At 61.9% G+C, this 22805-nt stretch carries 22 protein-coding genes; 8 read left to right on the top strand and 14 right to left on the bottom strand.

Annotated elements, in window-relative coordinates; translation table 11 throughout:
- Window positions 1-199: 199 nt before the first annotated feature.
- Window positions 200-955: a MinD/ParA family ATP-binding protein gene (locus CH306_RS29965; RefSeq protein ID WP_441344163.1), complete on the bottom strand. Its 756-nt coding sequence runs from the start codon at window positions 953-955 to the stop codon at window positions 200-202.
- Between the two features lie 1066 nt (window positions 956-2021).
- On the opposite strand from CH306_RS29965, the gene CH306_RS25610 reads away from it, so the two are divergent.
- Window positions 2022-2888, top strand: a complete 867-nt coding sequence (locus tag CH306_RS25610; protein ID WP_052049301.1) for a phosphoadenosine phosphosulfate reductase domain-containing protein — start codon at window positions 2022-2024, stop codon at window positions 2886-2888.
- A 134-nt stretch (window positions 2889-3022) separates the two neighbouring features.
- Here the strand turns inward: CH306_RS25610 and CH306_RS25605 are convergent, their stop codons facing one another.
- The 3 genes from CH306_RS25605 to CH306_RS25590 all read right to left on the bottom strand — a co-directional run bounded on the left by CH306_RS25605 (window position 3023) and on the right by CH306_RS25590 (window position 6188).
- Window positions 3023-3994: a DUF6615 family protein gene (locus tag CH306_RS25605; RefSeq protein ID WP_306436898.1), complete on the bottom strand. Its 972-nt coding sequence runs from the start codon at window positions 3992-3994 to the stop codon at window positions 3023-3025.
- Between the two features lie 85 nt (window positions 3995-4079).
- Window positions 4080-4649, bottom strand: coding sequence for a MerR family transcriptional regulator (locus tag CH306_RS25600; RefSeq protein WP_303396048.1), 570 nt, complete (start codon window positions 4647-4649; stop codon window positions 4080-4082).
- Between the two features lie 681 nt (window positions 4650-5330).
- The gene (locus CH306_RS25590) at window positions 5331-6188 is read right to left on the bottom strand and encodes a LysR family transcriptional regulator (RefSeq protein ID WP_176460259.1); all 858 of its coding nucleotides are present in this window, start codon (window positions 6186-6188) and stop codon (window positions 5331-5333) included.
- Between the two features lie 92 nt (window positions 6189-6280).
- Here CH306_RS25590 and CH306_RS25585 point away from each other — a divergent pair, with 92 nt between their 5' ends.
- The 7 genes from CH306_RS25585 to CH306_RS25555 all read left to right on the top strand — a co-directional run bounded on the left by CH306_RS25585 (window position 6281) and on the right by CH306_RS25555 (window position 14266).
- Entirely contained in the window at window positions 6281-7273 is a 993-nt protein-coding gene (locus tag CH306_RS25585) for a DMT family transporter (protein WP_230591638.1), read from the top strand.
- Window positions 7224-8060, top strand: coding sequence for a hypothetical protein (locus CH306_RS25580; RefSeq protein ID WP_052049299.1), 837 nt, complete (start codon window positions 7224-7226; stop codon window positions 8058-8060). The genes CH306_RS25585 and CH306_RS25580 overlap by 50 nt, the downstream gene beginning before the upstream one ends.
- Window positions 8061-8082: 22 nt before the next feature.
- The gene (locus CH306_RS25575) at window positions 8083-8394 is read left to right on the top strand and encodes a hypothetical protein (RefSeq protein ID WP_032364824.1); all 312 of its coding nucleotides are present in this window, start codon (window positions 8083-8085) and stop codon (window positions 8392-8394) included.
- Window positions 8391-9869: a pyridoxal phosphate-dependent decarboxylase family protein gene (locus CH306_RS25570; protein ID WP_052049298.1), complete on the top strand. Its 1479-nt coding sequence runs from the start codon at window positions 8391-8393 to the stop codon at window positions 9867-9869. Before CH306_RS25575 ends, CH306_RS25570 begins: the two co-directional genes overlap by 4 nt.
- Window positions 9866-10873: a cupin domain-containing protein gene (locus CH306_RS25565; RefSeq protein WP_052049297.1), complete on the top strand. Its 1008-nt coding sequence runs from the start codon at window positions 9866-9868 to the stop codon at window positions 10871-10873. The genes CH306_RS25570 and CH306_RS25565 overlap by 4 nt, the downstream gene beginning before the upstream one ends.
- Window positions 10870-11604, top strand: coding sequence for a type 1 glutamine amidotransferase domain-containing protein (locus tag CH306_RS25560; protein WP_052049296.1), 735 nt, complete (start codon window positions 10870-10872; stop codon window positions 11602-11604). Before CH306_RS25565 ends, CH306_RS25560 begins: the two co-directional genes overlap by 4 nt.
- A 757-nt stretch (window positions 11605-12361) precedes the next feature.
- The gene (locus tag CH306_RS25555; protein WP_032364823.1) at window positions 12362-14266 is read left to right on the top strand and encodes a hypothetical protein; all 1905 of its coding nucleotides are present in this window, start codon (window positions 12362-12364) and stop codon (window positions 14264-14266) included.
- A gap of 516 nt (window positions 14267-14782) precedes the next feature.
- On the opposite strand, the gene CH306_RS25550 is transcribed toward CH306_RS25555, so the two are convergent.
- The 10 genes from CH306_RS25550 to CH306_RS25510 all read right to left on the bottom strand — a co-directional run bounded on the left by CH306_RS25550 (window position 14783) and on the right by CH306_RS25510 (window position 22649).
- Window positions 14783-15856, bottom strand: coding sequence for a GAF domain-containing protein (locus CH306_RS25550; protein ID WP_032364822.1), 1074 nt, complete (start codon window positions 15854-15856; stop codon window positions 14783-14785).
- On the bottom strand, window positions 15853-16893 hold the full coding sequence (locus CH306_RS25545) for a sporulation-delaying protein SdpB family protein (RefSeq protein ID WP_141214631.1): 1041 nt from the start codon (window positions 16891-16893) through the stop codon (window positions 15853-15855). Before CH306_RS25545 ends, CH306_RS25550 begins: the two co-directional genes overlap by 4 nt.
- Window positions 16890-17549: an SdpA family antimicrobial peptide system protein gene (locus CH306_RS25540; protein ID WP_052049294.1), complete on the bottom strand. Its 660-nt coding sequence runs from the start codon at window positions 17547-17549 to the stop codon at window positions 16890-16892. Before CH306_RS25540 ends, CH306_RS25545 begins: the two co-directional genes overlap by 4 nt.
- 116 nt (window positions 17550-17665) lie before the next feature.
- A complete protein-coding gene (locus tag CH306_RS25535; protein ID WP_032364821.1) occupies window positions 17666-18238 on the bottom strand; it encodes a hypothetical protein in 573 nt (190 codons plus the stop codon).
- 465 nt (window positions 18239-18703) lie between these two features.
- Entirely contained in the window at window positions 18704-19015 is a 312-nt protein-coding gene (locus tag CH306_RS25530; RefSeq protein ID WP_141214632.1) for a hypothetical protein, read from the bottom strand.
- On the bottom strand, window positions 19012-19341 hold the full coding sequence (locus tag CH306_RS29385) for a transcriptional regulator (RefSeq protein ID WP_032364819.1): 330 nt from the start codon (window positions 19339-19341) through the stop codon (window positions 19012-19014). Before CH306_RS29385 ends, CH306_RS25530 begins: the two co-directional genes overlap by 4 nt.
- A complete protein-coding gene (locus tag CH306_RS29380; RefSeq protein WP_206539365.1) occupies window positions 19338-19784 on the bottom strand; it encodes a hypothetical protein in 447 nt (148 codons plus the stop codon). The genes CH306_RS29385 and CH306_RS29380 overlap by 4 nt, the downstream gene beginning before the upstream one ends.
- Before the next feature lie 289 nt (window positions 19785-20073).
- Window positions 20074-20910, bottom strand: a complete 837-nt coding sequence (locus CH306_RS25520; RefSeq protein WP_052049293.1) for a hypothetical protein — start codon at window positions 20908-20910, stop codon at window positions 20074-20076.
- 390 nt (window positions 20911-21300) lie between these two features.
- Window positions 21301-21453 carry a hypothetical protein gene (locus CH306_RS29235; protein WP_155290193.1) on the bottom strand — a complete coding sequence of 51 codons (153 nt, stop codon included), beginning with the start codon at window positions 21451-21453 and terminating at the stop codon, window positions 21301-21303.
- On the bottom strand, window positions 21450-22649 hold the full coding sequence (locus CH306_RS25510) for a hypothetical protein (protein WP_032364816.1): 1200 nt from the start codon (window positions 22647-22649) through the stop codon (window positions 21450-21452). The genes CH306_RS29235 and CH306_RS25510 overlap by 4 nt, the downstream gene beginning before the upstream one ends.
- Window positions 22650-22805 lie beyond the last annotated feature (156 nt).

Here is a 22805-nt window from a genome sequence, read left to right as displayed (position 1 = left end):
CGCGCCACCGCACCGCGCGCACGCGGAGTCACCTGAAACTCCGGTTGGTGGCCACGAAACCGCAAATCCTGTCGCGGCCTCGTAGGCGGTCGTCACAACGTCGAGCGCTGCTCTGCCCCTTGATAGTTCGGCCATATCTGTACTCTAACGGCGCGCCCGGACACTACGGACAGGCCAACTTTCACCGGCACAGTCCAACTCACCAAGGACTCGGGCCGGGCGCTGGTGCGTGCCGGCCGACGTTGGCAGGAAAGTCGTCGGCGAGCAGAGCAGCCAGCTCAACGAACGCGCGTTGTGCAGGCTTGCCCAGTAACTCGAGATCGATGGTGTCGCCTTCGGCAAGGTGGTCGTCGTACGGGACGACCTGGACGGCGCGAGTGCGTTCTGCGAAGTAGGACTTGAGTTGCTCGACATCGAGGGCGGTCGAGCCCTTCCGTGATTCGTTGATGACGACGACGGTGCGTTTGACCAGGTCGTCGAAGCCGTGTCGCGACAGCCATTCGAGGGTCGCCCCAGCGCTGCGTGCTCCGTCCTTGGCTGCGGAGGAGACCAGGACCAGTGCGTCGGCTTCTTTGAGGACGCCTGCCATGGCCGAGTTCATGAGACCGGTGCCGCAATCGGTCAAGATGATGTTGTAGAACTGTTCGAGGATGCGCAGTGCGGCGGTGTAGTCGTGCTCGTTGAATGCTTCGGAAACGGACGGATCACGCTCGCTTGCAAGAACTTCGAGCCTGCTTCGCGCTTGCGAGGTGTAGCTCCGTACGTCGGAGTAGCTGTGTACTTCTTTGTCCGCGAGCAAGTCTCGCACTGTGCGGTCACTGTCTCGGTGAATGCGGTACGCGAGCGTCCCGAAATCTGGGTTGGCGTCATAGGCAATGACGCGGTCGCCCCGCAGTGCTGCGAAGGTCGATCCAAGCCCTGTTGTCGTGGTTGTTTTTCCGACCCCGCCCTTCATGGAGAGGACTGCGATCTTGTAGTTCCCTCGAACCGGTTGCCGTACGCGGCGCAGGAGCTGCTCGTACTCGAGTTCAGCCGGCGACTGGCCGGGATTGGCTGAACCGAAGGAGAGTCGGTAGAGCCATCGTCGCCAACCTTTGCTAGGTGGCAGTTGCGCACGGCGGATCAGCTCCAGTTCGTCGATCGACCGCGGAGGGGCAACAGCTGCTGTCGGCCTTGCTGTCGGAATTGCTGTGGGCACTGGTTCTACCAACTGAACGGGCTGCGAGGTGAAGGGGCGATGAGCTGTCACTGCCGGAGAGTCGGGGGCGCTTGTTGGCTCCGGGTGAGATGTCGGTGCTGAACTGCCGGCCGACTTGTTGGTGTGCCATTGCTCAACAGCGGGTGCGGAGCCGCCCTGCCCTGGCCAGGCCGAGGGCCGGTCCGGTATTGGTACCTGACCATCGTTGACGCGCGGCGGCCGTGGGGCCGGCTCCGAGGTGGGTCGATGAGCACCAGAATTGGGCTGGCTCGCCGAGGGGGAGCTGCTGGGTGCGGCGCTGGGCCGGTCTCTCGGCACGATTTCGGATGCGACTTTGGACCGGGCTTGGGGTACGTTTTTTGACACGTTTTCATCAGCGTTGTCGGCTGCGATTCTGGGTGCGTCGATTGGCACGAATTCGCTGGCTACAGGCTGTTCACGGGCGGGTTCTGGCTGACCTGCACCTGAGTCCTGGAGGAGGTCACTGTCCTGCCCATCGTGGCGATCTTCCGACCCCCCTTCTGGCTCGGAATCGTTCGACTGATCGGTCGCATTGTTCGCCGCCGACGGATCAACTACCCACCGGGGCAACGCGCTGCCTGGGTCGGACTCTGTGGGACTCATCGGTCGCCACCTCTTCCTCTTGCTCATTCAACGGACGATATCCGGGCGAACATAACACCGGCACCGGACACCTCGAACAACCCGAAAACTGCTGCCGAGCGACCACACGGACGCCCATTGTGTAACCGGTAATTCCGCCTGTTCGGGGTAGCAGCTTCTGCTTCGTCCAGTCTGAAGTGTCCGTGTCCCGACTATCGTTGTGGCGGTGCGTAGCAACGATTTCGACGGCCTCGATCTCACTCGCCTGCGGTCCCTTCGATCCTCGCGACATGACATTTCGACGATCGTCGATCGCGTGGCCGAACACCTCGACGAATTCGATGGGTACGTCGCATTCAGCGGTGGAAAGGATTCCGTCGTTGCTGTTGATCTCGCCCGTCAGGCGGACCCAGATGTCCCGGTAGCTTTTTTCGATTCCGGTCTCGAATACCCCGAGACCTACGCCTACGTCGAGCAGATTGCGACGAAGCTGGGACTGGACCTGCACATCATTCGCGCTGAACCAACGCTGTTGACTGTGATGGCCCGGACCGGGGAATGGGACCACGGCGGTAGCCCGTCGGCTCATGTACCCGCGCGAGGCTTCGAGACCTTGATTGCGCAGCCTGCCCGGGCTGCGCACACCAAATTCGGTGACGGGGAGGTCTGGGGCGTGCGGGCAGACGAATCCAGGAAAGGAACCGGCAGGTGGTCGATGTACTACTCCGCTCTCGCACGTGAGATCAACGAGCGCTGCCAAGGCGCGAGCTGCTGCAGCAACAAAGCGGAGCAGCGTCGACACCACGGGGGGACGGTTCGCCGCAACGATGGAACTGTGGCCTATGGTCCGGTGTGGGACTGGTCCGCGGACGATGTGCTGGCCTATTCCCATCAGCACGAGCTTCCGAGCAACCCTGTCTACGCCAAACTGGCCGCGCTGGGCGCACCTGCAGCGAATCTGCGGGTTTCACACATTCTCGACGGAAATTTTCTCGAATCGGGCAGGGTCACTCGTCTGCGTCGAGGTTGGCCGAGCCTGTTCGAGGAGATCGCCGCAGTGCTCCCTCGAATACGCGAGTTCGTGTAGATCGCCATATCGACTGTGCGCGTGTAGCATTCCTGGTACTGAGATTGCACAGGGTGAGTCGGAGGCACACCACACGGTGGCCTCCGACTACTTTTTCGTGTCGAACCAGGAGATCTCACATCCGGCGACCGCCGCTATCCCTGGCTCATGAAAAATGAGCTTTCAGGGTTGAGCTCCAACAACAGTCGATATCCCGGTCCTGTCCGCTCGGTCTCATCTGTCAGGTTCAGCATCCGACCCACGAGATCGTCTCTGCCGATCTCGCGAGCGAATTCCCTCGCGGTGACGAGACGTTCAGCATGGCGCGCTTCATCGACTGTGGTGAGAGATTTCCGGATCGAGAACCCGCCGTTGTAGGCGGCCTGCTCGGCTGCTCTTGACGGCAGAGGATGGGTCATTTCCTCGAAGGCGTCGTCGGTGAGCGGCGATCTGTTTCCCTCCATATGGTGAAGATTTTCGGCCACCTGTCGAATTGTGGGTGTCGCGCCTCCAGATCCGGAGTGCAGGAGGTATGCCCAGGGGGTCGAGTGCACGAGATAGCGGGGGATGTAGCGCTTGTTTTTGCGGCGTCTCCTGGGGATGAGAGCCGCCGGGAAGTCCGATACCGATGGATCGCCGTGGATCGCTTTGACTTTCTGCGCCGCGGCTATTGCACACCCCCAGTCCAACGAGCCCCACAACGGGTACGGAACGTGCCCACCGTGCACCGCTCTGAGGTTTTGTGCGATCGCATCGTGATAGTGGCCTCCCACGAGAAACCTGTCCTCGGGCCACCCGTTGAAAAAGACGTACAGCGGAATTGCATCTTCGGTCAGGCTCTTGAAGATCAGGTTGTCGTATTGCTTGACTCCCTTCACTGTGTGTCCGAGCTGCTCGTACATGTCGGCATCGTGACTTGCGCGTTTCGCTTGAATTCGGAGCTTGATCCACCGCTCCTCGGCCGAAGAACCGATCCACCACTCCCAATCTGCGCCGTTTCCCGCTTCGACAGCCTTGTCGAACTTCGTCACTCGCAACGACGGAATGTGAGTCTGCAACCGAATCAAATTGAGATCGGTGAGCGTCTCTTCTCCAGGTCCGATGCCGCCTGCAATTCCCGTCTCCATCAGGTCCCACGTGTCGGAAGCAGCGAAATTCATTGCATGGACCATATGGTTGGTCCGAGGGTGTCTACTCATTCCGTAGTCGATTTCAAGCGGTCCTGCGGTCGCGTCGCGATCGCAGTTCGTCGATCCCGGCGACCTTGCCGCTTCCCGCAGCGACTGCAGGGAGCGCACGGATATCGGCAGCCACGTCCGCGACTGTATGCCCGAGCGCGATGCCGAACACGCCCTGCCCACCGCGTAACAAGTCCACAATCTCGTCGTCAGATGTGCACTCGTACACCGAAATACCGTCGCAGAGCAGGGTCACAGATGCCAGACCCTGGGCGTCACGCGCACGCAGGCACTCGATCGCAATGCGTACATTTTGCAAAGACACTCCGGCCTCGAGCAGGCGACGAATCACTTTGACCACCACGATATCGGAGAAGGCATACATCCTTTGCGATCCCGAACCGGATGCAGCGCGGATCGACGGTGACACAAGCCCTGTACGGGCCCAGTAGTCGAGCTGGCGGTACGTTACCCCAGTCACTTGCTGGACCTGGGGCGATTTGTACCCCGGACACCCGTTCACGGCGTCGTCGGCGATGCCGTTCGAGGTCTTGAAAAGCCCCGGCACGATGTCCTCGAACGAACCCTGTTCGCTGCAGCTCACAACTCGCACCCACCCTTTAATCGATCGTTCGATGCACGATACCGCTCGACATCACTCTCCTTTCTCTCCCGGCCAGCGGGCCAGCTCTGCACGTTTGGCCCGCACCGTTACTCGGTGGACAAACCGAGCAGCCATCCGATGAACGGCGTAAGACGAGGAACACCGAACCTGAAGAGCAGAAACACCGCGAGGAAGACGGCTATCGTGACCCGCCTGGATCGGAACTCCGTGAAGGAACGGATCGCTATAACGGCAGTGACTGCCACTACCAGGGAGCAGAAGTTCAGCACGTCGTCGCCGCTCGTCCGAGCAAACCTGCCGATGCAATCGGGCTGAGTGGGGTCATTTCATGGGGCGTGATGCTGTTCATCGCCGCACCGTAACGATTGTGGCACCGATGGCGGAGGTCTTGAACGGAACGTAGAATTCCCCGAATAGGGGAATTCTACGAAGCTTGATCCCACGGGCGTGTCGGACAGTGTTCGGCCACCACCGTCGCCCTGCCGACGTTCAGCATTCGCGATCTCCCGCGCTTCCGGTGGCCGTGAACCCGGATCTAGCGCATACCTGCGCCCTGACAATCACTGCCATACAACCTGTTTCGCAGATGTCATATGCCTGCCCGTTACCTTTTGAGCAGTCCTGAGAACCGAGCGTTACGGGTGCAGGTCGGCCGCGGAATCAGCCTGCGAGAATCACGTTCATCGCATTCAGGAGCGCGCCGACAGCCGGGATTCGGGTCGAGCTCGCCGCACGCAACGAACGCGTCACGGCCGGCTCGGTCGGCAGATACCGCACCCCGGCCGTTCGGACTCGCGCGGTGTCCGGAACCAGCGCGACGGCCAGACCTGCTTCGACGAGGGCCAGTTGGGTCGAATAGTCGGACACCTCGTAGCGGATCGTCGGTTCGACTCCAGCTTCGCGCAATGCGTGCACGAGCGCGGAGTGCGCATCCGACCCTGATGGGCATACCGTCCAGATCGATTCCGTTTCGCCGGAGAGGGTTGCCATCTCACGGCTATCCTCGATCGGTACCGCGAGGTGTACATCCTCGGTGTGGAGGGTGTGGACGTCGATACCTGCGGGGACCGTCGCCGGCCGATGGTCCCAGGACTCGAAGACGACGAGATCGAGGGTGCGGTGCTGGAGGCGGTCGAGCAAATCGATTCCTTCTCCGTCGACGACCTCGGGGCGCAGCAGTGGATACGTGCGAGCGAGGTCTGCCAGAGCTGGGACCACCAGCCGACGTAATGCACTTGCGACCGCGCCTACTCTCAGCGCTCCGGCAACGTCGGTATCGATCGAGGCAAGGTCGTCTTCTGCGGCTTCGGCGAGAGCGGACATGGCGGCCGCACGTGTCGCCAGTGCGCGACCGGCGGGGGTCAGCCGTATCGACCTTCCCTCTCTCTCGACCAGGGTGGTGCCGGCTTCCTTCTCCAACTTGCGGATGTGTTGCGACACTCCAGGTCCGGTGAGGTGTAAAGATTCTGCAGCTCGAGTGACAGAACCTTGTTCGGCTACTGCGGCGAAAACTTTCATCCGATCCCACGACAACATATAAGTGATACTACTGTTTTAGCGGTAGAACTGGCTAGTAGACTTATCGGTTTGTAACTGGTTGCCTTGACCAGGTGACCAGAACCGCGATACCGAGAGCTGACGCCGCCGATCGGGGGGTGGGCGGGAATGCGGCGCTGGTCATCGCCGGTGCCGCGTCGCTGTCGCTGTCCGCCACCTTCGTCAAACTCGCCGATGTCACCTCGGGGACGGCGGCATTTCTACGATGTCTTATCGCGCTGGCGGCTCTCGTTCCGATGGCGCTGTGGGAACTTCACCGACGCGGCGCAATGCCGACGAGGTTGTATCCCATGGCCATTGGTGCCGGAGTCTTCCTCGGAGCGGACTACGTGATGTGGACCGCGAGCATCCTCGACGTCGGTGCCTCGATCGCCACCGTCCTTATCAATGTCCAGGTCGTCGTGCTGCCGCTGATCGCGCTCGTCGTCGATCGAACCGCAATCCCCCGACGATTCCTCATGGCGGTGCCTTGCATGCTGCTCGGCGTTGCACTCGCCGGCGGACTCATCGGCGGAACAGGAGCCGACAACGCGCTCCGCGGGTCCATCCTGGGAATCTCCGCCGGTGCCGCGTACGCGGCCTACCTGTTCCTGAACCGCCGCTCCACCCAGCGAAGCCCCAGCCATCTGGTCACCCCGATCTGTGTGGCCACCGCATCGGCAACGGTCACTGCCGGCATTGTCTCGGCAGGCCTCGGAGACCTCGATCTCGACATCTCCGCGGCCGCGTGGGGATGGATGATCGCGCTCGCTTTGCTCGGACAGGTTGCCGCCTGGCTGTTCATCAGTTCGGGATCCCGATCGCTGGCGGCTAATACCGTCGCGGCCTTACTCCTGCTGCAGCCTGTGCTGGCTATCGCGTTCGGATTCGTTGTCCTCAGCGAGCGACCCACCTGGATTCAACTGGCCGGAGCCGCCGTCGTCGTCGGAGCCGTCTGGACCGCAACCCGACACCCCCACCACCCTGACTCCACTTCAAGCCACGGAAGAGGCCTTCATGACCCCATCTCCGACGAGCATCGATCGAGTCGTCCTACCCACCGATAGCACCATCCCCGTCGCCCGCAGCGCCGAATACGACACCTACTTCAGGATCTCCCGCAGCGCCGACCCGCACGCGTGGGCGGTCAGCGCACTGACCGTCGTCACCGCCATCACCACAGATCTGCCGCAGTCCACTCTGGACAACGACTCACGACTCCGCCTACTCGACGCCCTGGCCGTAGTCGTCGGCGACGCCTCCGCCGCAGCAGCTGTGGCCGCACAGGGACGAGATCCTTCCCCGCTGGCAGCGCCGGCAGACCACAGCACGGACGATCGCACCCCGCAGGCTCCCAACGACGCTGCACGACAAGCGATCACACGCTGGAAGAAGGGCCACCACCTGTTCCACCTGTTCGTCATATCCATGAACAGCCGGCTCGCGGCAGTGCTGGAGTGCCTTGCAAACAAGCAGTGGCCCGCTCTCGCCCACCAACTCACCGAACTAGGGACTCTCTACGCCGGGGCGACCGAGAGCATGCGGTACGCGTCCGATTTCTCACCGGAGATCTACCGTGACTTCGTCCGGCCATCCATGGAACCGCCCTGGCTCGAACCCGGGTTCTCCGCCGTGTTCAACCGGGATCACGACGTGATGCTCACCCGCGCCAAGATCGTCCGTACAACACTCAAGACGGCTGAACTTCCCGGCGTCGCAGCAGATTCCGCACGACGGCTCTGGAAGAGCCAGGCCGAGAACCGGCGCGCCCACCAACTCATCTGCCAACGATTCGTCCCCGGCGGCGATTCACTGCTGCAAGAGCACTTCGACAGCACCGGTCAGAGCAACTGAAACAGAAAGGCTTCGCCCTCTCATGATCACCGTCATCGAAACCTGGCACCTGACCGCCGAAGCGGCCGAGAACGCCCTCTCGGTCCTGCAAGAAATGGACGAACTCCTCGACGACAACGCACACCACCACCCGGGGTGGGCGGGCCACGCGCGCTTCTTCCAGCACGCATCGGACCCCCAACGCGTAACGATGACCTACCCCTGGGAAAGCGCCGAGCACGCCACGCACCTCATCGAATCGGAGACGCCACTACTCGAAGATTTCTACCGCCGGTACTGCGAACGCCCCCGCGAGGTCGTCTTCGCCCACGAGCTGCCGGTCGACGTCGAATGACCCCCGACCCAACAAAGCCGACTGGCGACTGGACTCCCGAGCAGCTCAAAGCCTTCGGCACCGACACCCTCGATCGAATATGTCGACACTTCGCCGCGCTCGACGACGTGCCCGTCACGACGCCGGCCGATGCGGCCGATGTCGCCGACGCGATCGACAGCGAGCTGCCATCCGAGGCAACAGATTTCGCCGACATACTCGACGACACCTGGAACAACGTCGTTCCGCATTTGACGCACTGGAACCATCCACGATTCCACGCCTACTTCAGCAACAGTTCCTCCGGACCGGCCATCCTCGCCGAGATGACCGCTGCGGCATTGAACGTCAACGTCATGTTGTGGAAGAGCGCGCCCTCGGCTGCCGCCGTCGAAGACACCGTCACCAGATGGCTCGCCGAACTGCTCGACTACCCCGCCGCAGACGCACTGCTCGTCGACGGTGCATCACTGGGCACGTTCTACGCGTTGGCCGCCGCCCGCCACCGGGCACAGCCCGAGGTTCGACATCACGGAACATCCGGCCAGAAACCCGGCCGGATCTACACCTCCGACCAGGCCCACTCGTCGGTCGACAAAGCTGCGATCGCTCTCGGCATCGGGCTCGACAATGTCGTACGCCTACCCACCGACGCTAGCGGCCAACTCGATCCTGCTGCTCTGTCGACTCGCATTGGATCGGACGTCGCGGACGGTTACACACCGATCGCTGTTGTCGCCACCGTCGGTACGACCACTTCAGGTGCTCTCGACCCGGTCGAGGCGATTGCGGCCGTGTGCCGCGACCACCGAGTGTGGCTGCACGTCGACGCCGCGTACGGAGGCTTCTGGCGCATAGCCCCGGCCATCGCGCAGGTCCTTCCGTCACTCGCGGCCGCCGATTCTCTCGTCGCCAACCCACACAAAGTGCTCTTCACCCCTATGGAGTGCGGGGCACTGTTCTGCCGTCACCCCGGAGCACTCGAAGCCGCCTTCACACTGGTTCCCGAATACCTGCGTACCGACACCACCGGCGGTATCGACTACATGAATTACACCCTCAACCTTGGGCGACAATTCCGAGCTCTGAAACTGTGGTGGACCCTGCGCGCCTTCGGAATACGAGGCATCCGAACTCGACTCGAACACAGTCTCACCCTGGCGACGAGGCTGCGAGACGCCCTTGCCGCAGACCCGCGGTGGCATCTCGCGAACGATTCGCCGCTCCCCTTGCTCTGCCTCCGGATCTCCTCTGCCGACGGACAGGCGACGCGGAAGATCCTCGAGACCGTCAACAGCACCCACCGGACGCTGCTCTCCCACTCCGAGCTCAACGGCCACTACGTCATCCGAGTGTCCATCGGCAACATCCACACCACTGCCGACCACATCGACCAACTGGTTGCCGAGCTCACCGAGGCAGCCGACGCCGTCGTCGGCACACCCCGTCCACTCGCTTCAGTGACCGTCACCCAACAGGAGGTATCCGCGTCGTGACCACCACCATTTCCACCGAGGCCATGCTGCACGAGAAGGCGGCAGCAATATCCGCCATCGGGCGGTGGTCCGCGGCCAACGAGAACTTGCCGTGGGCCCCGGCCCCCGACTCCCATGCCGTGCACTGGAGTTATGCCGAGCTTCGACCGCTCGCGATCGCGGCAGCCGACATGGTCAAGGGCGACCGAGCAGCTCTACGGGTACTGACCCTCGCCAATCCGGGCCATGCCCGCGAGGCCGCCGTCGGATATCTCTATTCGGGGCTGCAGATCATCAACCGCGGTGAAGGTATGACCCCGCATCGGCACGCGCCGACGGCCCTGCGCTACATGCACGAGGGTGACGGGGCATGGACGGCCGTCGGTGGAACCAAGATGTATCTCGAGCCTCGCGACGTGGTGATCACCCCCGCCGGCGAATGGCATGAGCACGGCAACGACAGCCCCACCGACTCCCCCGCCATCTGGCAGGACTGCACCAACGACCCCCTCGTCGCCGCCCTCGCCGCGACACAGTTCGAGCTCCACACCGACAACACCCACCTCGAGCCCCACATTTTCGCGCAGGACAGACACCACCGAAACCTGAGCGAGCCGCTGCTCTACAAGTGGGACAACGTACTTCGCGCCCTCGGTGAGCAACAGCGGACCCACGAGGCCGACCCGCACCACGCATACCGACACACCCTGCACGCAGAAGGAACCCACGACCCTGTCACACCGGTCATCGATGCTGCATTCACACTCCTACCTGCAGGGATCCGAACACAACCGATGCGGCGCACCGCTTCCGCCGTCTTGATCGGGGCACAAGGGTTGTCCACCATCCACGTCGACGGAAAGCCGTTCCGGTGCAGCGAAGGAGACAGCATCGCCGTTCCATCGTGGTCGACTGTCAGCTACGTCAACGACACCGACATTCCAGCCGTGCTGTTCGAGTTCAACGACGCGCCCGCGATGACCGCCCTCGGTCTCTACCGCGAAGAGAAAGACGCACAACGGTGACACCAACGTCGACCATCACGATCCTGCTGTCCGAAGCCCACATCCTGACGCTCAATGACGGCTCCACTCGACCATGCGGCTTCTGGGCCGAAGAGTTCATCACAGCCCATCGAATCTTCACGGCCGCAAACATACGGACGATCATCGCGACACCCGGCGGCGGCGCTGCGCACGTCGAACCCGACAGCATGCACGCCCCTCACAGCCCAGACCCTGACGGGTACAGAACGTACCTATCCGGTCTGAGCGAGAATTTGCGCGCGCCGGCCGCGCTCGAAACGGTTGACCCCTCTACCGTCGACGGGATCTTTGTGCCCGGCGGCTACGGGCCAGTGGTGGACCTGCACAAGAACTCTCACGTTGGAGAGTTTCTCCGCGCGCTCCGACGGGAGGGGACCCCGATCGCGACGGTCTGCCATGGAACTGCGGCGTTGCTTGCCGACACCGCATCCGGAGCAACGTGGCCGTATGCAGCCCTGACGATGACGAGTTTCTCGGACCAAGAGGAAGCCGATGTAGGACTGCTCGGCACGCTCCCCTTCACCGTCGAGCAGGAAATCCGGCGCCGGGGCGGCACGTACACCGCAGGACACCCGTGGCAGCAGCACATCGAAATCACCGACACCCTCATCACCGGACAGAACCCCGCCTCCACCGAGGCGGTCGCAGAACAGCTGACCCAACGGATCGCAAACTACTCCAGTTCGACTACCCGTTCAGGAACTCGCTAGTTCACCGGCCGGTTGACCTCTCGGCTTTGTCCCTGGATGGAACTGCTCGGAACGCTGTAACGTGCGTGGGATTTAGAATTTTATAGGCCTATTCTGTCTGTCAGCACCTGATTGACGTCTTGGCCGAAGTCGCCACGACCAGCATTCTTAACCACTGACCGACCGAAACGAAAACACGACCATGACAACTGACATTACAGATACAGAAAACCCGCCACCCTAGGTCGAGTGACGGGTCTTTCCATCGATTAAAGCGCCGAAATAATGCAAATCAACATTAATATCGAAGGGATCAATGTAGACGCTGCTACAACCAATCCCGTTGTTGCCTTAATTACTTCTGTCACGGCAACAATGATCGCCGCTAAGGTGTATAATTTATCTATCACGATTCAAATAGGTCCTCCATTCAATAGATTTACCGATGCTTTTCCGGCATCCACCAATTATAGCAGGTAATTCACCTTTTCGCTTGAGCAACCCATTCCTCCAAACGATGATAACGAACTCTGCGAAGAGTAGAAGGCAGATACTTTAAGTAGTCCTATTGTCGCATCAATTCTGCCGCGCCGCTGCCCGGCAGACCTTACGGAATTGACCGCTTCGATACCTGCGATAGCACTTCCCGGATCACCGGCCAAAACGATTCAAGACCTCGCCTCAATCACCCCGGAGGCGTCGTGCATGCTGGGACCACTCTACAGCTGGCTGACTGCATTCGGCGACCTAGCATTGCTCGACCTCGTAGGCTGCACGAATGGACAGAGCAAGCATTCCGTCGCCTGGCGATATGGACCATCTGAGCAGCGCAGAACGCAAAGCGAAGCGCAAAGATGACCGTGGACGGCGAGTCGGCACCAACGTGCGCGATTACGAGCGCATGTGCGGATCTGGACCCGATCGATTGGCCGAGACTCTGATTGCGCGCCACAACGTCAGGATGAAGAACACGGAGAAGCTGCCGGATGGATTCCGATTCGAAGCAATCCTTTTTCTGGCACCGATAGCAATACTGGATATCGCGCATCGCAAGCTGAACCTTACTTTGGATCGCGCACCGTCAGCCTATTATGGCAAATGGCCTCACGACCTCGGCTGGGGAGTGGACAGCTGCGTCGCGGCCACCCGACTGCTTCTCGCAGGACAAGTGGTGGCCGCTGCCACGATCGCCCGACAACAACTCGAACGATGGACTGCGGTCATGGCACCTGTCGTCGGAGTCGAGCAACATCCGTCTGAAAAAGTGGAGGACTTCATTGCGCGTGCGTGGACCGCATACGCCGAGCGCATGCCAAATCCTGGCGCACCGCCGGAATCATCCAACATCGAGGGCGACGCAGACCCGACTACTGCGCAAGATATCGAGGGCGACGACAGCTCCGCAAGCACAGAGGAGCCAACCGCGCCTCATAAGCACGTCGTCCTGGCGAACGGACGTGAAGTATGCCCAGCCGTCGTCTACGGCGTTCTCAGCGAAATAATGCATGCGCGACTCTTCGAGGAAGCCATGTGGTGGGAGTCGGCCGCGCTCCTGAGCAGATTCGATGTACCAAGTGTCGTATACGGCGCGGTGGACTGCATAGCGGATGCGTTGAGCTTGAGCCTTACCCAGATTCAATACATGACGGCTGCTGGCCTGTATCGGCAGGGCGATCCCGAGGACGCCGTGACGTTGATAGCAAGTATCAACCTTGCCGTACGGCCTTCGGCTGACGTCGCGGGTGAAGAACCACCAGACGATGCCCTCCCGTATTCGTCATCGTTCGTACTGCCGAGATTGCCTACCGTCATGCCATTGTCGCCCGATGAAGGCCTCTTGCCGGTGTTTGTTCGCTACCTAGACGATCAACGATCCACGTACGAGTCGCTGGCCTGGAATCATCGGCCCGCAGGTCGCTTGTATCGGGACGACGAGCTTGCGACGTTAGCCTTCGGCGCTCATCGCCAGGCGAGTGCATCGTTTGCGCTACGAGCCCTCGCCGCCGAGCGAGACGAACTAGGCGACGATTTCAACATTGACTCGGTGGCCTCGCGCGGGACGAACTACATCGTGGTTGCCGAGTTGGCGGCTCTTGCTGCTCTGTGGACACGCAACGGTCCTCTGATACCAGCAGCATCGACTCCCCTGGCTCTGGTGTCGTCGACGTTGCGGTCCGCATACTGGTTGTGGTTGGAAGACGACGACCGGGCGATGGCTTCGCTTCGATGCACGCTAGAGCAAATCGCTCGATCCAGGGTCCACCGGACGAAACCGGCGAAAGCGGAGCGCCTTGAAGAATCCGTGCACAACAAGCCTCAGCGGTGGATAGAGGCCGCCGGGTGGGGTCGACTGTCGGCTTGGAATCGAGTGTTGGGCGCGTACGCGCACGCCCACAAAAAGCCTAATTGGGAAGGCGCTAGAGAGCTCCTGAAGGACTTGCAGCTCGACGCGGACGAGCCGTACGCCTTGCAGCGAGCGCGTGGTGACGCACTGAATGTGGTGACGACTCTGGTGGCGCACGAGTCAATCAGCATTCTGGCTCTCTTCTCACAGAAGGTGGCGGCTACCGCAGCTGAACTGCTGGAAAACCACTCAGGCTTGGACATGACACGGGAATGGATGGATGCGTTGATGAGTAACGCACTTGCCCATCGGAAAACACCGATTACAGAACAAGACTGATCGGCCAGCCCGAACACCCCGCTCCGGTAGCTACTCGACGGGCTGGGCGGCGTCGGCGGGGCACCATTGGTGATCGAGCTGAAGGTACCCCTTGCCGTTGCCGATCGGAATTTTGAAACTTAGGCAGCAAATCCACTGTCCCCGTCCAGTTTTCGCCCATGCGTGAAGAAGCCCAGGGGCCTTGACGTCCATCGCGAGACCTTCCGATCTCTCGCCTGTCCGTCGCTGTTGCTGAAGCGGGTCGAATAGAGCTAAGTGGCTCGAAGGTCACGGGCCAGTTCTCTCACAGTTCGCTGGTCAAATGCACGACCGCTCGCCTGTGCGGCCGGTGGGCGACAGACATGTCCGCGCCGGCGGGCCTGCAGCGCAGTAATCTGCTCGCCGAAACGTGGGTGCGCTGTGTGATGCCGCGTCCGTGAACGGTGGTTTCGATGGTAATCGACCAGATACGGCCCCTCCCTGCTCGATACCGCCGTGGCCGACGGCCTGAGAGAACCTCATCGACGTCGTTCAAGGTCACGGCGAACAGTATGCCGCGGTCGGAAAGGTGTTGTCGTATAACACGACATCTGCGGAGCTACCGGCTCCGACCTCACCCACTCTGCGTACGGTGACCAATGCTGCGCGCGCTTTCGCACCCAGAGGCAATGGGGCAGCTCTGATTTCGTACTTCTCGTAGTGGCCGGTTTCGTGGAGCAACCGAATTGTCTCTGGCGTTCGAGCAGTGGCCGCAGGTTGTTGTACGGCTGTCGCCAGAAGTCGTGCGCACGGCAGGTCTTCGGGGTGTATGACGGGCCGCGCTTTAGTGGCGATGCTTCTCCACGCCAGTCCGGGCGGCGGTGCGGTGTGCCAAACCAGCAACATCAGCGTGGCGGGATCGACGATCGCAAGGTGTTCTTGGGGACGTAAGAGCGAGTGAACGATGAGGTCCGACAAGTGAGTAGCGGCGCTCTGGGGTGGCAGCGGGGAGGGTCCGAGGTCGTGCGAGAGGCCGTGGAACACACGGTCTCCTGTCGCGCGGTCGAGGCGAATGCGACCGGTCACGTTCACTCGGCGCTGCGCATGGTCTGCAGTGGCCTTCACTGTGGTCAGTTGCACTGCTGTGTCGGCGTGTGCGGCCACGAGGTGTCCCAGAGCTGGGGCGGCGTCGACGCCGAGATCATGTGGCTCGATGGCGTCGGCAACAGTACGCTGTCGGCCGTGGTGGGGCGCTGCCATCGTGATTGCGGTTCCTCGCGTGAGATTCCATTCGAAGGCGTGAGCGGACGGCGGAGCTGCAGATGCCTCCTCGACAGGTGAAATGAGCAGCCACACAGCTCGTGTACGACCGCGGTGATCGAGGATCGGCTCGGCGGTCACCCTCTTGCGGCCGGCCGTGACGTCGTGACGTCGTCCCGTATCGGATGCCGAGCGGACCGCATCGAGTGCCGCGGTGCGGTGGGAACCGCGGAGAAACTTCTGTAGTGGAGTTGCCCGGCGTGAGGTGTCGCCCACTCCCACCACGGTGTGTTCGTGCGGTCCGAGGGTGTCGATCAACAGCCACTGATGGCGCGTGTCGCGGCTGGCGTGGTGAGTGGATTGGGTCGTCATCGCTCGTCCGACCCGATGGCTTCGGGAGGGCCCGCTGTAGCGGTGATGGGGTCTGTGACATCGGGGCGGCGGCTTCGGTCGCGATCGAGCTCGCTCACGTCGAGGGTTGATCGTGTGCCGTCCGTCGAGAATGTGGTGCGCCGGCGGGTGGGCATCGCGGCGATGATCGCGGATCCGATCATGATCGTGGAGAAGCTCCACAGTCCCATGGTCGCGATGATCCCGACGTGTAGCACGATGTCGAGTGTCAGGCCCACTTTGCGCCATCGTCTCGTGCCTAGAAACAGGATTCCGATCAGCAGTTCGATGACCAGTGCTCCCCAGGTCATCGAGATCACCAATGCCGGTATGTTCGAGGTCCAGATCAGCATCGGTTCGAGTGGGTAGCTTGCTCCGAATGCGTTGTCGCGCAGGAAATAGTACTCGGCGGTCCCGTTGACCCAGTCCGAGACACCGAACTTGCTGATCGCACTGTCGAAGTAGATGAAGGCCAGCTGCAGTCGCAGCGCGAGCAGGCATGCGTACGAGAGGGGTTGAATCCACCGGTTGGGTTCGGTGGTGGGGTGTTGCCAATGCCAGCCTCTGTCGTCGAGGAGGGCAAGGGGGACGATCAGGATGCAGACGATGCGCACGACCGATTCGCCACCGTCGGGCAGTGCGATGCTGCCGGCGATCGAGTAGGCGACCCAGGCATGTGGGAGTGCGGTCACTCGGGGACGCCACCCTGTGGCCACCAGCAGCAGGATTGCGGCCATGCCCCAGTGTCGCCACTCCAGTGGGATGGCGTCGTGTCCGAGGCAGTACAGAGATGCGCTCTGCACTCCGGCGCAATGCGGAGCATCGTTCTGTCCGATCACCGGCACCATCAACGCAGCTGGGGTGGTGAAGAGCAGGATCGACAGCTGAGCTAGCGCCAGGACGGTGCGGCCGGTCCCGAACCACCTGTTGCGAGGATCGTGCTCGGAGACTTTTCGGTAGACGTACTCCACTGTGTCGTTGATGGTGCCTGCGGTCTCGAGCCGAGCGGTGGTCATCATGAGCACTGCACATTCAGGTGCGCGGTTGCGGTGACTTTCCGATATTCGTCCGTGAGACGTCGGAAGCTCCAGGGTGTGGTGTGCTCTTCGGTCAGGACGACGTCTCCACAGACGGTCGGTATCGGTGAGTTGCTCGTCACCTCGTCCGGAACAGACTCGGCAGCGGTGACAATGCATGTGGCCGTTGGGTCGTCGCAGGGCAACCAGGTTCGGACGGCGGCGTTGAGGAACCCGAGTTCGGGGCCTTGCGCCCGTTGGGTGCGCGATAGCCCGTAGAGGTTGGTCACCGCTCCCTGTGGGGTCTTCATCAGGCTGTAGACAGCATCGGCACTGTCGACGGTGTAGGCACCGACCTGGGTTCCTTCCGGATCGCGGGTGAAGAATGCCCAGTCCTGTGGATCCAATGCGTTGAACGCCGTCCGGACGGGGTGATCGCCGTCGCGTGTGAACAAGACGTTGCTGGGCAGTGTGAAGACTATGGCGAAGGCGAAACCGCCGACTACTACTGCCGCGGCGACCACGAAGAGCAGAACAATCAGCACCTTCGGTGGCCGACGTTGCGCCCCAATAGAAGTCGAGTACTCGCCGCGACCGGCCTCGATTGTGCTCGCTGTTGCCTCGTCGATCTGGTGCAGCTCGGGTCGAACGTCTGTCATGGCGGGCTCTCATGCTCGGACGTGGCTGATCGGATGGGTCGACCACCCCTGGGTGCGGTGCACGGATCGAAGCGGGATCGAGGCAACGCACCCAGGGGCGAAAGCGTTGACGGGTCTCAGAGCGCTGAGGTCACCAACGCAGCAGTCTCGGTTCGCTCGAAGTCGCCCTTTCGATTCAGGTCGAAGCCGTAGGAGATCGCATCGGGGACGACGTAGAGCACGACCCCTACTTCGGTCGCAGCTGCGACGTTGGCGTACCCGACTGCGTTGAGGACGCCGGCCACATTGATCTCTACAGCGATGTTGGAGTCGTGGTAGAAAAATCCGTCGGTATGGACATCTCCGCCGGACTCACTCGCGCCACTTTGCGCGGCCAACGTCTTCAGATCAGCCGAGATGGTGTCGATACCCTTCTGAGCCTGGTAGGGATCGTTCGCCTGAACGGCGTGGGTCACCGAGGAGTGGAAGTTCGGATCGACAGAGACCAGGGCATCGGTGAGTTGGCCGATCTGTTCGTCAGTGGCGGTAGGTGCTCCTTCGACCTTGAATTTGGCGGCGACGTCCGGATGGTCCTGCGCCGCACGGCCGCTGGCGAGCGCGAGTAGCCCCACCACGTCCTGGTCGGTGTATTTATCCTGCTTCGGACCGGTCGCCGATGCGGCCTGCACCGGCGCGTCGTGAACGGTCAAGGCCTGAGCAGTCCCTACTGCCCCGAGACTCAGGACCACCAGCGGGGCGGCAATAGCGGCGGCGACTTTAACTTTACGTGGGAACACAATTCATCCTCGAAGGGTGTGTTTCGACGAGACCCCTATACCGGCGGGCGACGCCGAGGCGGCTTCGATCGACGGGTTCGCCGACTCGAGCGCTCGATTTGCCACGCCGATGACCGCGTGGACCACCCCAGACCGTGCCGACTACGCAGCTCCACGCAACTGCTATCGCGCACCGATTTCCCCACCATGCCTACGCAGCAACGGCACATGCGGGTCGCCTGGCCGGTTCGCCGATGGACAGTCCGTCGGCGAACAAAACAAACCGAACAAGCTGATACTAACGACGAGACAGGCGGGTGTAAACCTTTACGAAGGACTAATTAACGAGACAAACGATCCGAATGGGACGACTGACGTGAAACCTCGCTATTGGGATTTCTACGGCTCGATGATGTTGAACTGTGCAGAGTTTCGCACTCCCAGGCGTGCAGTGATGCGACTACCGATTCGATGGTCGAGTAGCTTTTCGCTCAATGCGAGGCGCTGCGCGGGCCGACCTCGGTAGTGAAAGTAGACGCCGATTCGGTTGGCGGTAGACGGGATCTCGACGTCGTTGGTGCCCCAGTTCAATTCGTGGCCGCGCCCATCGACTTCGAGGCCAGGTTTGGTGAACAACGCGTGAAACCACGTATTCACCCACGCTGGCTTCACAGAGACAGTTGCAGTAATGGTGTCGACGGGAGAAGTCATGTGGGTTGCTCACCTTCCGGTACGAACTTGATGATGTCCTGCAGGGCTTGCATGTGTTCACCGAGCGCGGTACGTCCGCGGTCGGTGGCCCGTATCCATGTGCGCGAGTACCGAGCGGTTCGACCCTTCTCTACCGCAACGTACCCGGCCGCTTCGAGAGCTGACACATGTTGAGAAAGTAGAGAATCACTGATCTGAAGTGCCGATGCGAGGATCTTGAACTCCACCGCAGCCACACCTTCCCTCGACGCAGCCGCCAGAATCGACAGTCGAATCGGCTGGGTCAGTGCTCGATCGAGTTGGTGCCGTGGATGATCGACCGTCACGACGTTCGCACTCCGCGCACCGACACCAACACCGGGACGACGGCGACGATACCTGCGCCGGCCAGTACCAACGCACCGGATGCGACCGCCAGTATCAAGCCATGGGGCGCTATACAAAGAGCGATCGTGGCGACGCCGATCAACACCGTTCCGACGGTGGTCGACCCGGAGGAGTCCCGTCCCGGTGGCAATGGGACACCAATCGACTTGCCTATCAACAGAATCGCGCATATCGCCAGAATCGCTACAGCGGCGGGCAACCAGACCCAGCCAGGCTCGACGAACCCCATTACTGCATAACCAGCCGCCGCGACCACCACTGCCACCGACGAGAGCGTAAGTGAACGCCCACGGGATGAGGCACTGCGGTGATGGCTGCCGATTCGGCGTGAAGCCTGCTCGGACTCGAACAGCGCTCGCGCTGAGTCGAATTGCTCGGACATTTTTGCCTCCCTAGCTGATCTCCCACGAGCCTAACCGCTACTTTAAGATTCGTAAAGTAGTAATCCTCAGGGGACAGCGGCGACCAGAAATCAATCAACTGATTGCAACAACACTTCACTGGCTAGAGAACTTCGGACCGGACTTTGAGCGGCACCCCGTCACGGAAGGATCCTCCAGACGAGCCAGCCACGGTGAGCGCGACGCTGACCAAGACTCTCTGAGGGGGATCGACAACGAGGCGTGTGGGCGGATCGAAAGTGACGGGCCAGTTCTCGTACATCTCGGGGCTCACTGCGCGACCGCCAGACCGTGTGGCCGGTGCAGGACGGCCGCGTCGACGCTGGTCGGGGTCCACCGCAGGCCCTGTTCGCCGAACGTGGGCGCGGTGAGGGTGTAGCGGCCGGTGCGCTCGGCGATACCGCGCCCGTGCACGGTGGTCTCGAGGGTGATCGACCGGATACGGCCCCTGCCCTGCTCGATTCCGCCGTACGCGACAGGCCGCGAGGAGATTGCCAGGTCGAGACCGGGCATGCGTCCGTTCGTGATCGCGAGAATTCCTGCGTGCGTACGGTTTCGGGCCAACAGGGCACGCGCCCGGGTTGGCGGAACATCGCGTCCGTGCACGGTCGTCACGACCAGATCGAGGCCCTCGATACAGATGCTCGCAGCGTCGAGGGGGTCTGCTTGGCCTGGGTCGATCAGGTGGATTTTCGACAGGTCGCCGCCCTGCTCGTGGACGGCGAGGAGTCCGAACTTCGACTGCCCGATCAATGCGACGTGGTGGCCGGCCGCGCTGGCTGTAGCGACGAGACCGACGAGGATCGATCCGGCACCGGTAATCGAGATGGCCGTTCCGCGGGCCAGCGCACCGCGTGGGAGGAGTTCCGACAGTGGCGTGGGCACGGGGATGGTGCGCAGGGTCTGTGAACGCACAGGGCCGCTGAGGGTCTGTTCGTCGGCGGGCGGGGCCGTTGGCTGAGATGGGGCGAACAGGGATGCGTCGACGGGCTCGATGGGTGCGTGGACACGTCGTCCGGGGATCGCGGCCATGCTGCGTCGGAGCGCGGCGAGCTGTTCGGCCTTGCCCAAGCCGGTGAGGTCCCCGATTGCGTCGACGGTGGCCATGTGGATCGACCTTTCGCGCGCCGGTAGGAACCACCACACCGTATCGAACGCATGTTCGATTGTCGAACGTGCAGGTGGGCGCGTTCAGCGGTGGAGGGTGTGAGTGTCGAGGTCGTCTGCCGTGAAGGTCCAGGCGAGATGCCGGTATAGGTGAAGCGTTCGTTTCACCTGGTCGAGGGCGCTTACGACGGCCGGGTCGCTGGGGTCGCGCCCCTCGTCACGGATGGCTGCGCACTCGTCGTCGTCCATGCTGTGTTGGACGCACAGCGCTGCTTTGTGGTTCCCAGGCAACAGTCATTCATGTGAATGACTGGACGAGCTGCGTCGTTCTTTCCGGCATGACGGTGCATCGGTCTTCTCGAGCCTGCGCCGCGGGGTTCCGATCTACGTCTAGTTCGACGCGTCGGCCTCGGGGGCGGTTGCTGCGTCGTAGATCAGGTCGTCCGAGCCGTGGTAGCGGTAAGCACGCTGTCCACTGGGCAGAGTCACCCAGCCCGCCTGGCCGTGATCGGCGTCCGGATCGAAACTACGGTCGTTGGTCATTCAACACTCTCATTCTCCGCAGGCGGGCGCACCACAGTCACCTTGCTCTTGACGACAATCGGGGCATCCGCGGGCCCCTGCAAATGCTCATCGATCCACATGGGTAGATGACGCTTCTGCGATGGATACCAATGCCGACGCCAATGCCCCCGAACGACGTGGCGGTGCGAGAGCTTGCCAGATCCTTCCGACGATGAAGCACTGGATGCAGGCCGCGGCTGCCGGTACGACAAATACGTCACCTCACGCATCCGCTTGACTACGCCGTCGTTGTCTCGCATGCGCGCCGACTGCTGGCGGGTGGACTCCACGAACTTGTTGCCTCGCAGCATGTTCACCATCGAGAAGAACGTTCGCGCAACGTAATCCAGGTCATTCATGGCGGTCACGGAATGCGCAGGTTCGTCGGGACCGACGTCCGTGAAACCCGCGCCTCCTGATCGGTTCGGTGCACTGGGCGCAGCATCGGATTCGGCTGGGCTGAGCTGGACCTCGGCGAAAGGAAACACCGGTAGGTAGTCGTTGACGACGCGGTACAACCGGTTTCCGTCAGTAGGAATTGCCCCGTCGGCCCGCGCCAACCACCACCGCAAAGCAGGAACGGTAAGCATGGCCATCAGGAGAACATCGGTTCCACTTCCACTGTCGCGACCTGTCTCGTTCCACACCAGGACCCGCCCGTGGTCGGGCACTCCATCCGCTGGAGCGAGATAGAGAACTCCTCTGCTCGAGGGAAGATCTGCCACGGTCACAGCAACATCATGGTCTCGATCGGCACTCTGGCCGGCCTCGATCAACGCAGTCATCTCCGGCGTCGCATAGTAGGCATACCGGTCCGCCGTCGACGCGCGCAGAAGGAAGTGGCTGTAGTAGAGCATCTGGAACCAACGGAAGGGCTGCAGGCCGACATCGTGCGATTCCGGTTCGTCATCGAGCCAGAAGGGCAAGTGCTTGTGGGGCTCCCGCGCGACAACTTCGACCGGCAGCTTCGTCATCCGGGACAACCTGTGGAGCATCTCGCCCACGTCGGTCGGGTCGGACCGAAACCGGATGACGTCGTAGCCGCCCTTAAGGAATTTTCCCAGGTAGGTCTCCACCGGCCAGGCTGCGGCCTCGATGGCCTCGAGCACAAGGGGCCACCGCGCCGCGGTGACCTTTGCTTCCAGGACCTCGGCGGCCTGCCGGCGGATACGCATGTCGACCGAAAATTGTTGCCCTGGAACGAACTCACCGTCGAATCCATCACGGCGAACCCGAGTGCCCTTCGCATTCCGAGGCTTCTGCCCTCTTCTATCCGAACGCCGCGCCAATTTTCCCATCCCGCCCCCTCGTCTACCACTCCATGGCACAAA

This window comes from Rhodococcus sp. 15-725-2-2b (assembly GCF_002259075.1).
Classification (GTDB): domain Bacteria; phylum Actinomycetota; class Actinomycetes; order Mycobacteriales; family Mycobacteriaceae; genus Rhodococcoides.
Note: the sequence above shows the minus strand (reverse complement) of the source record. Positions and strands in the feature narration are given on the sequence as shown.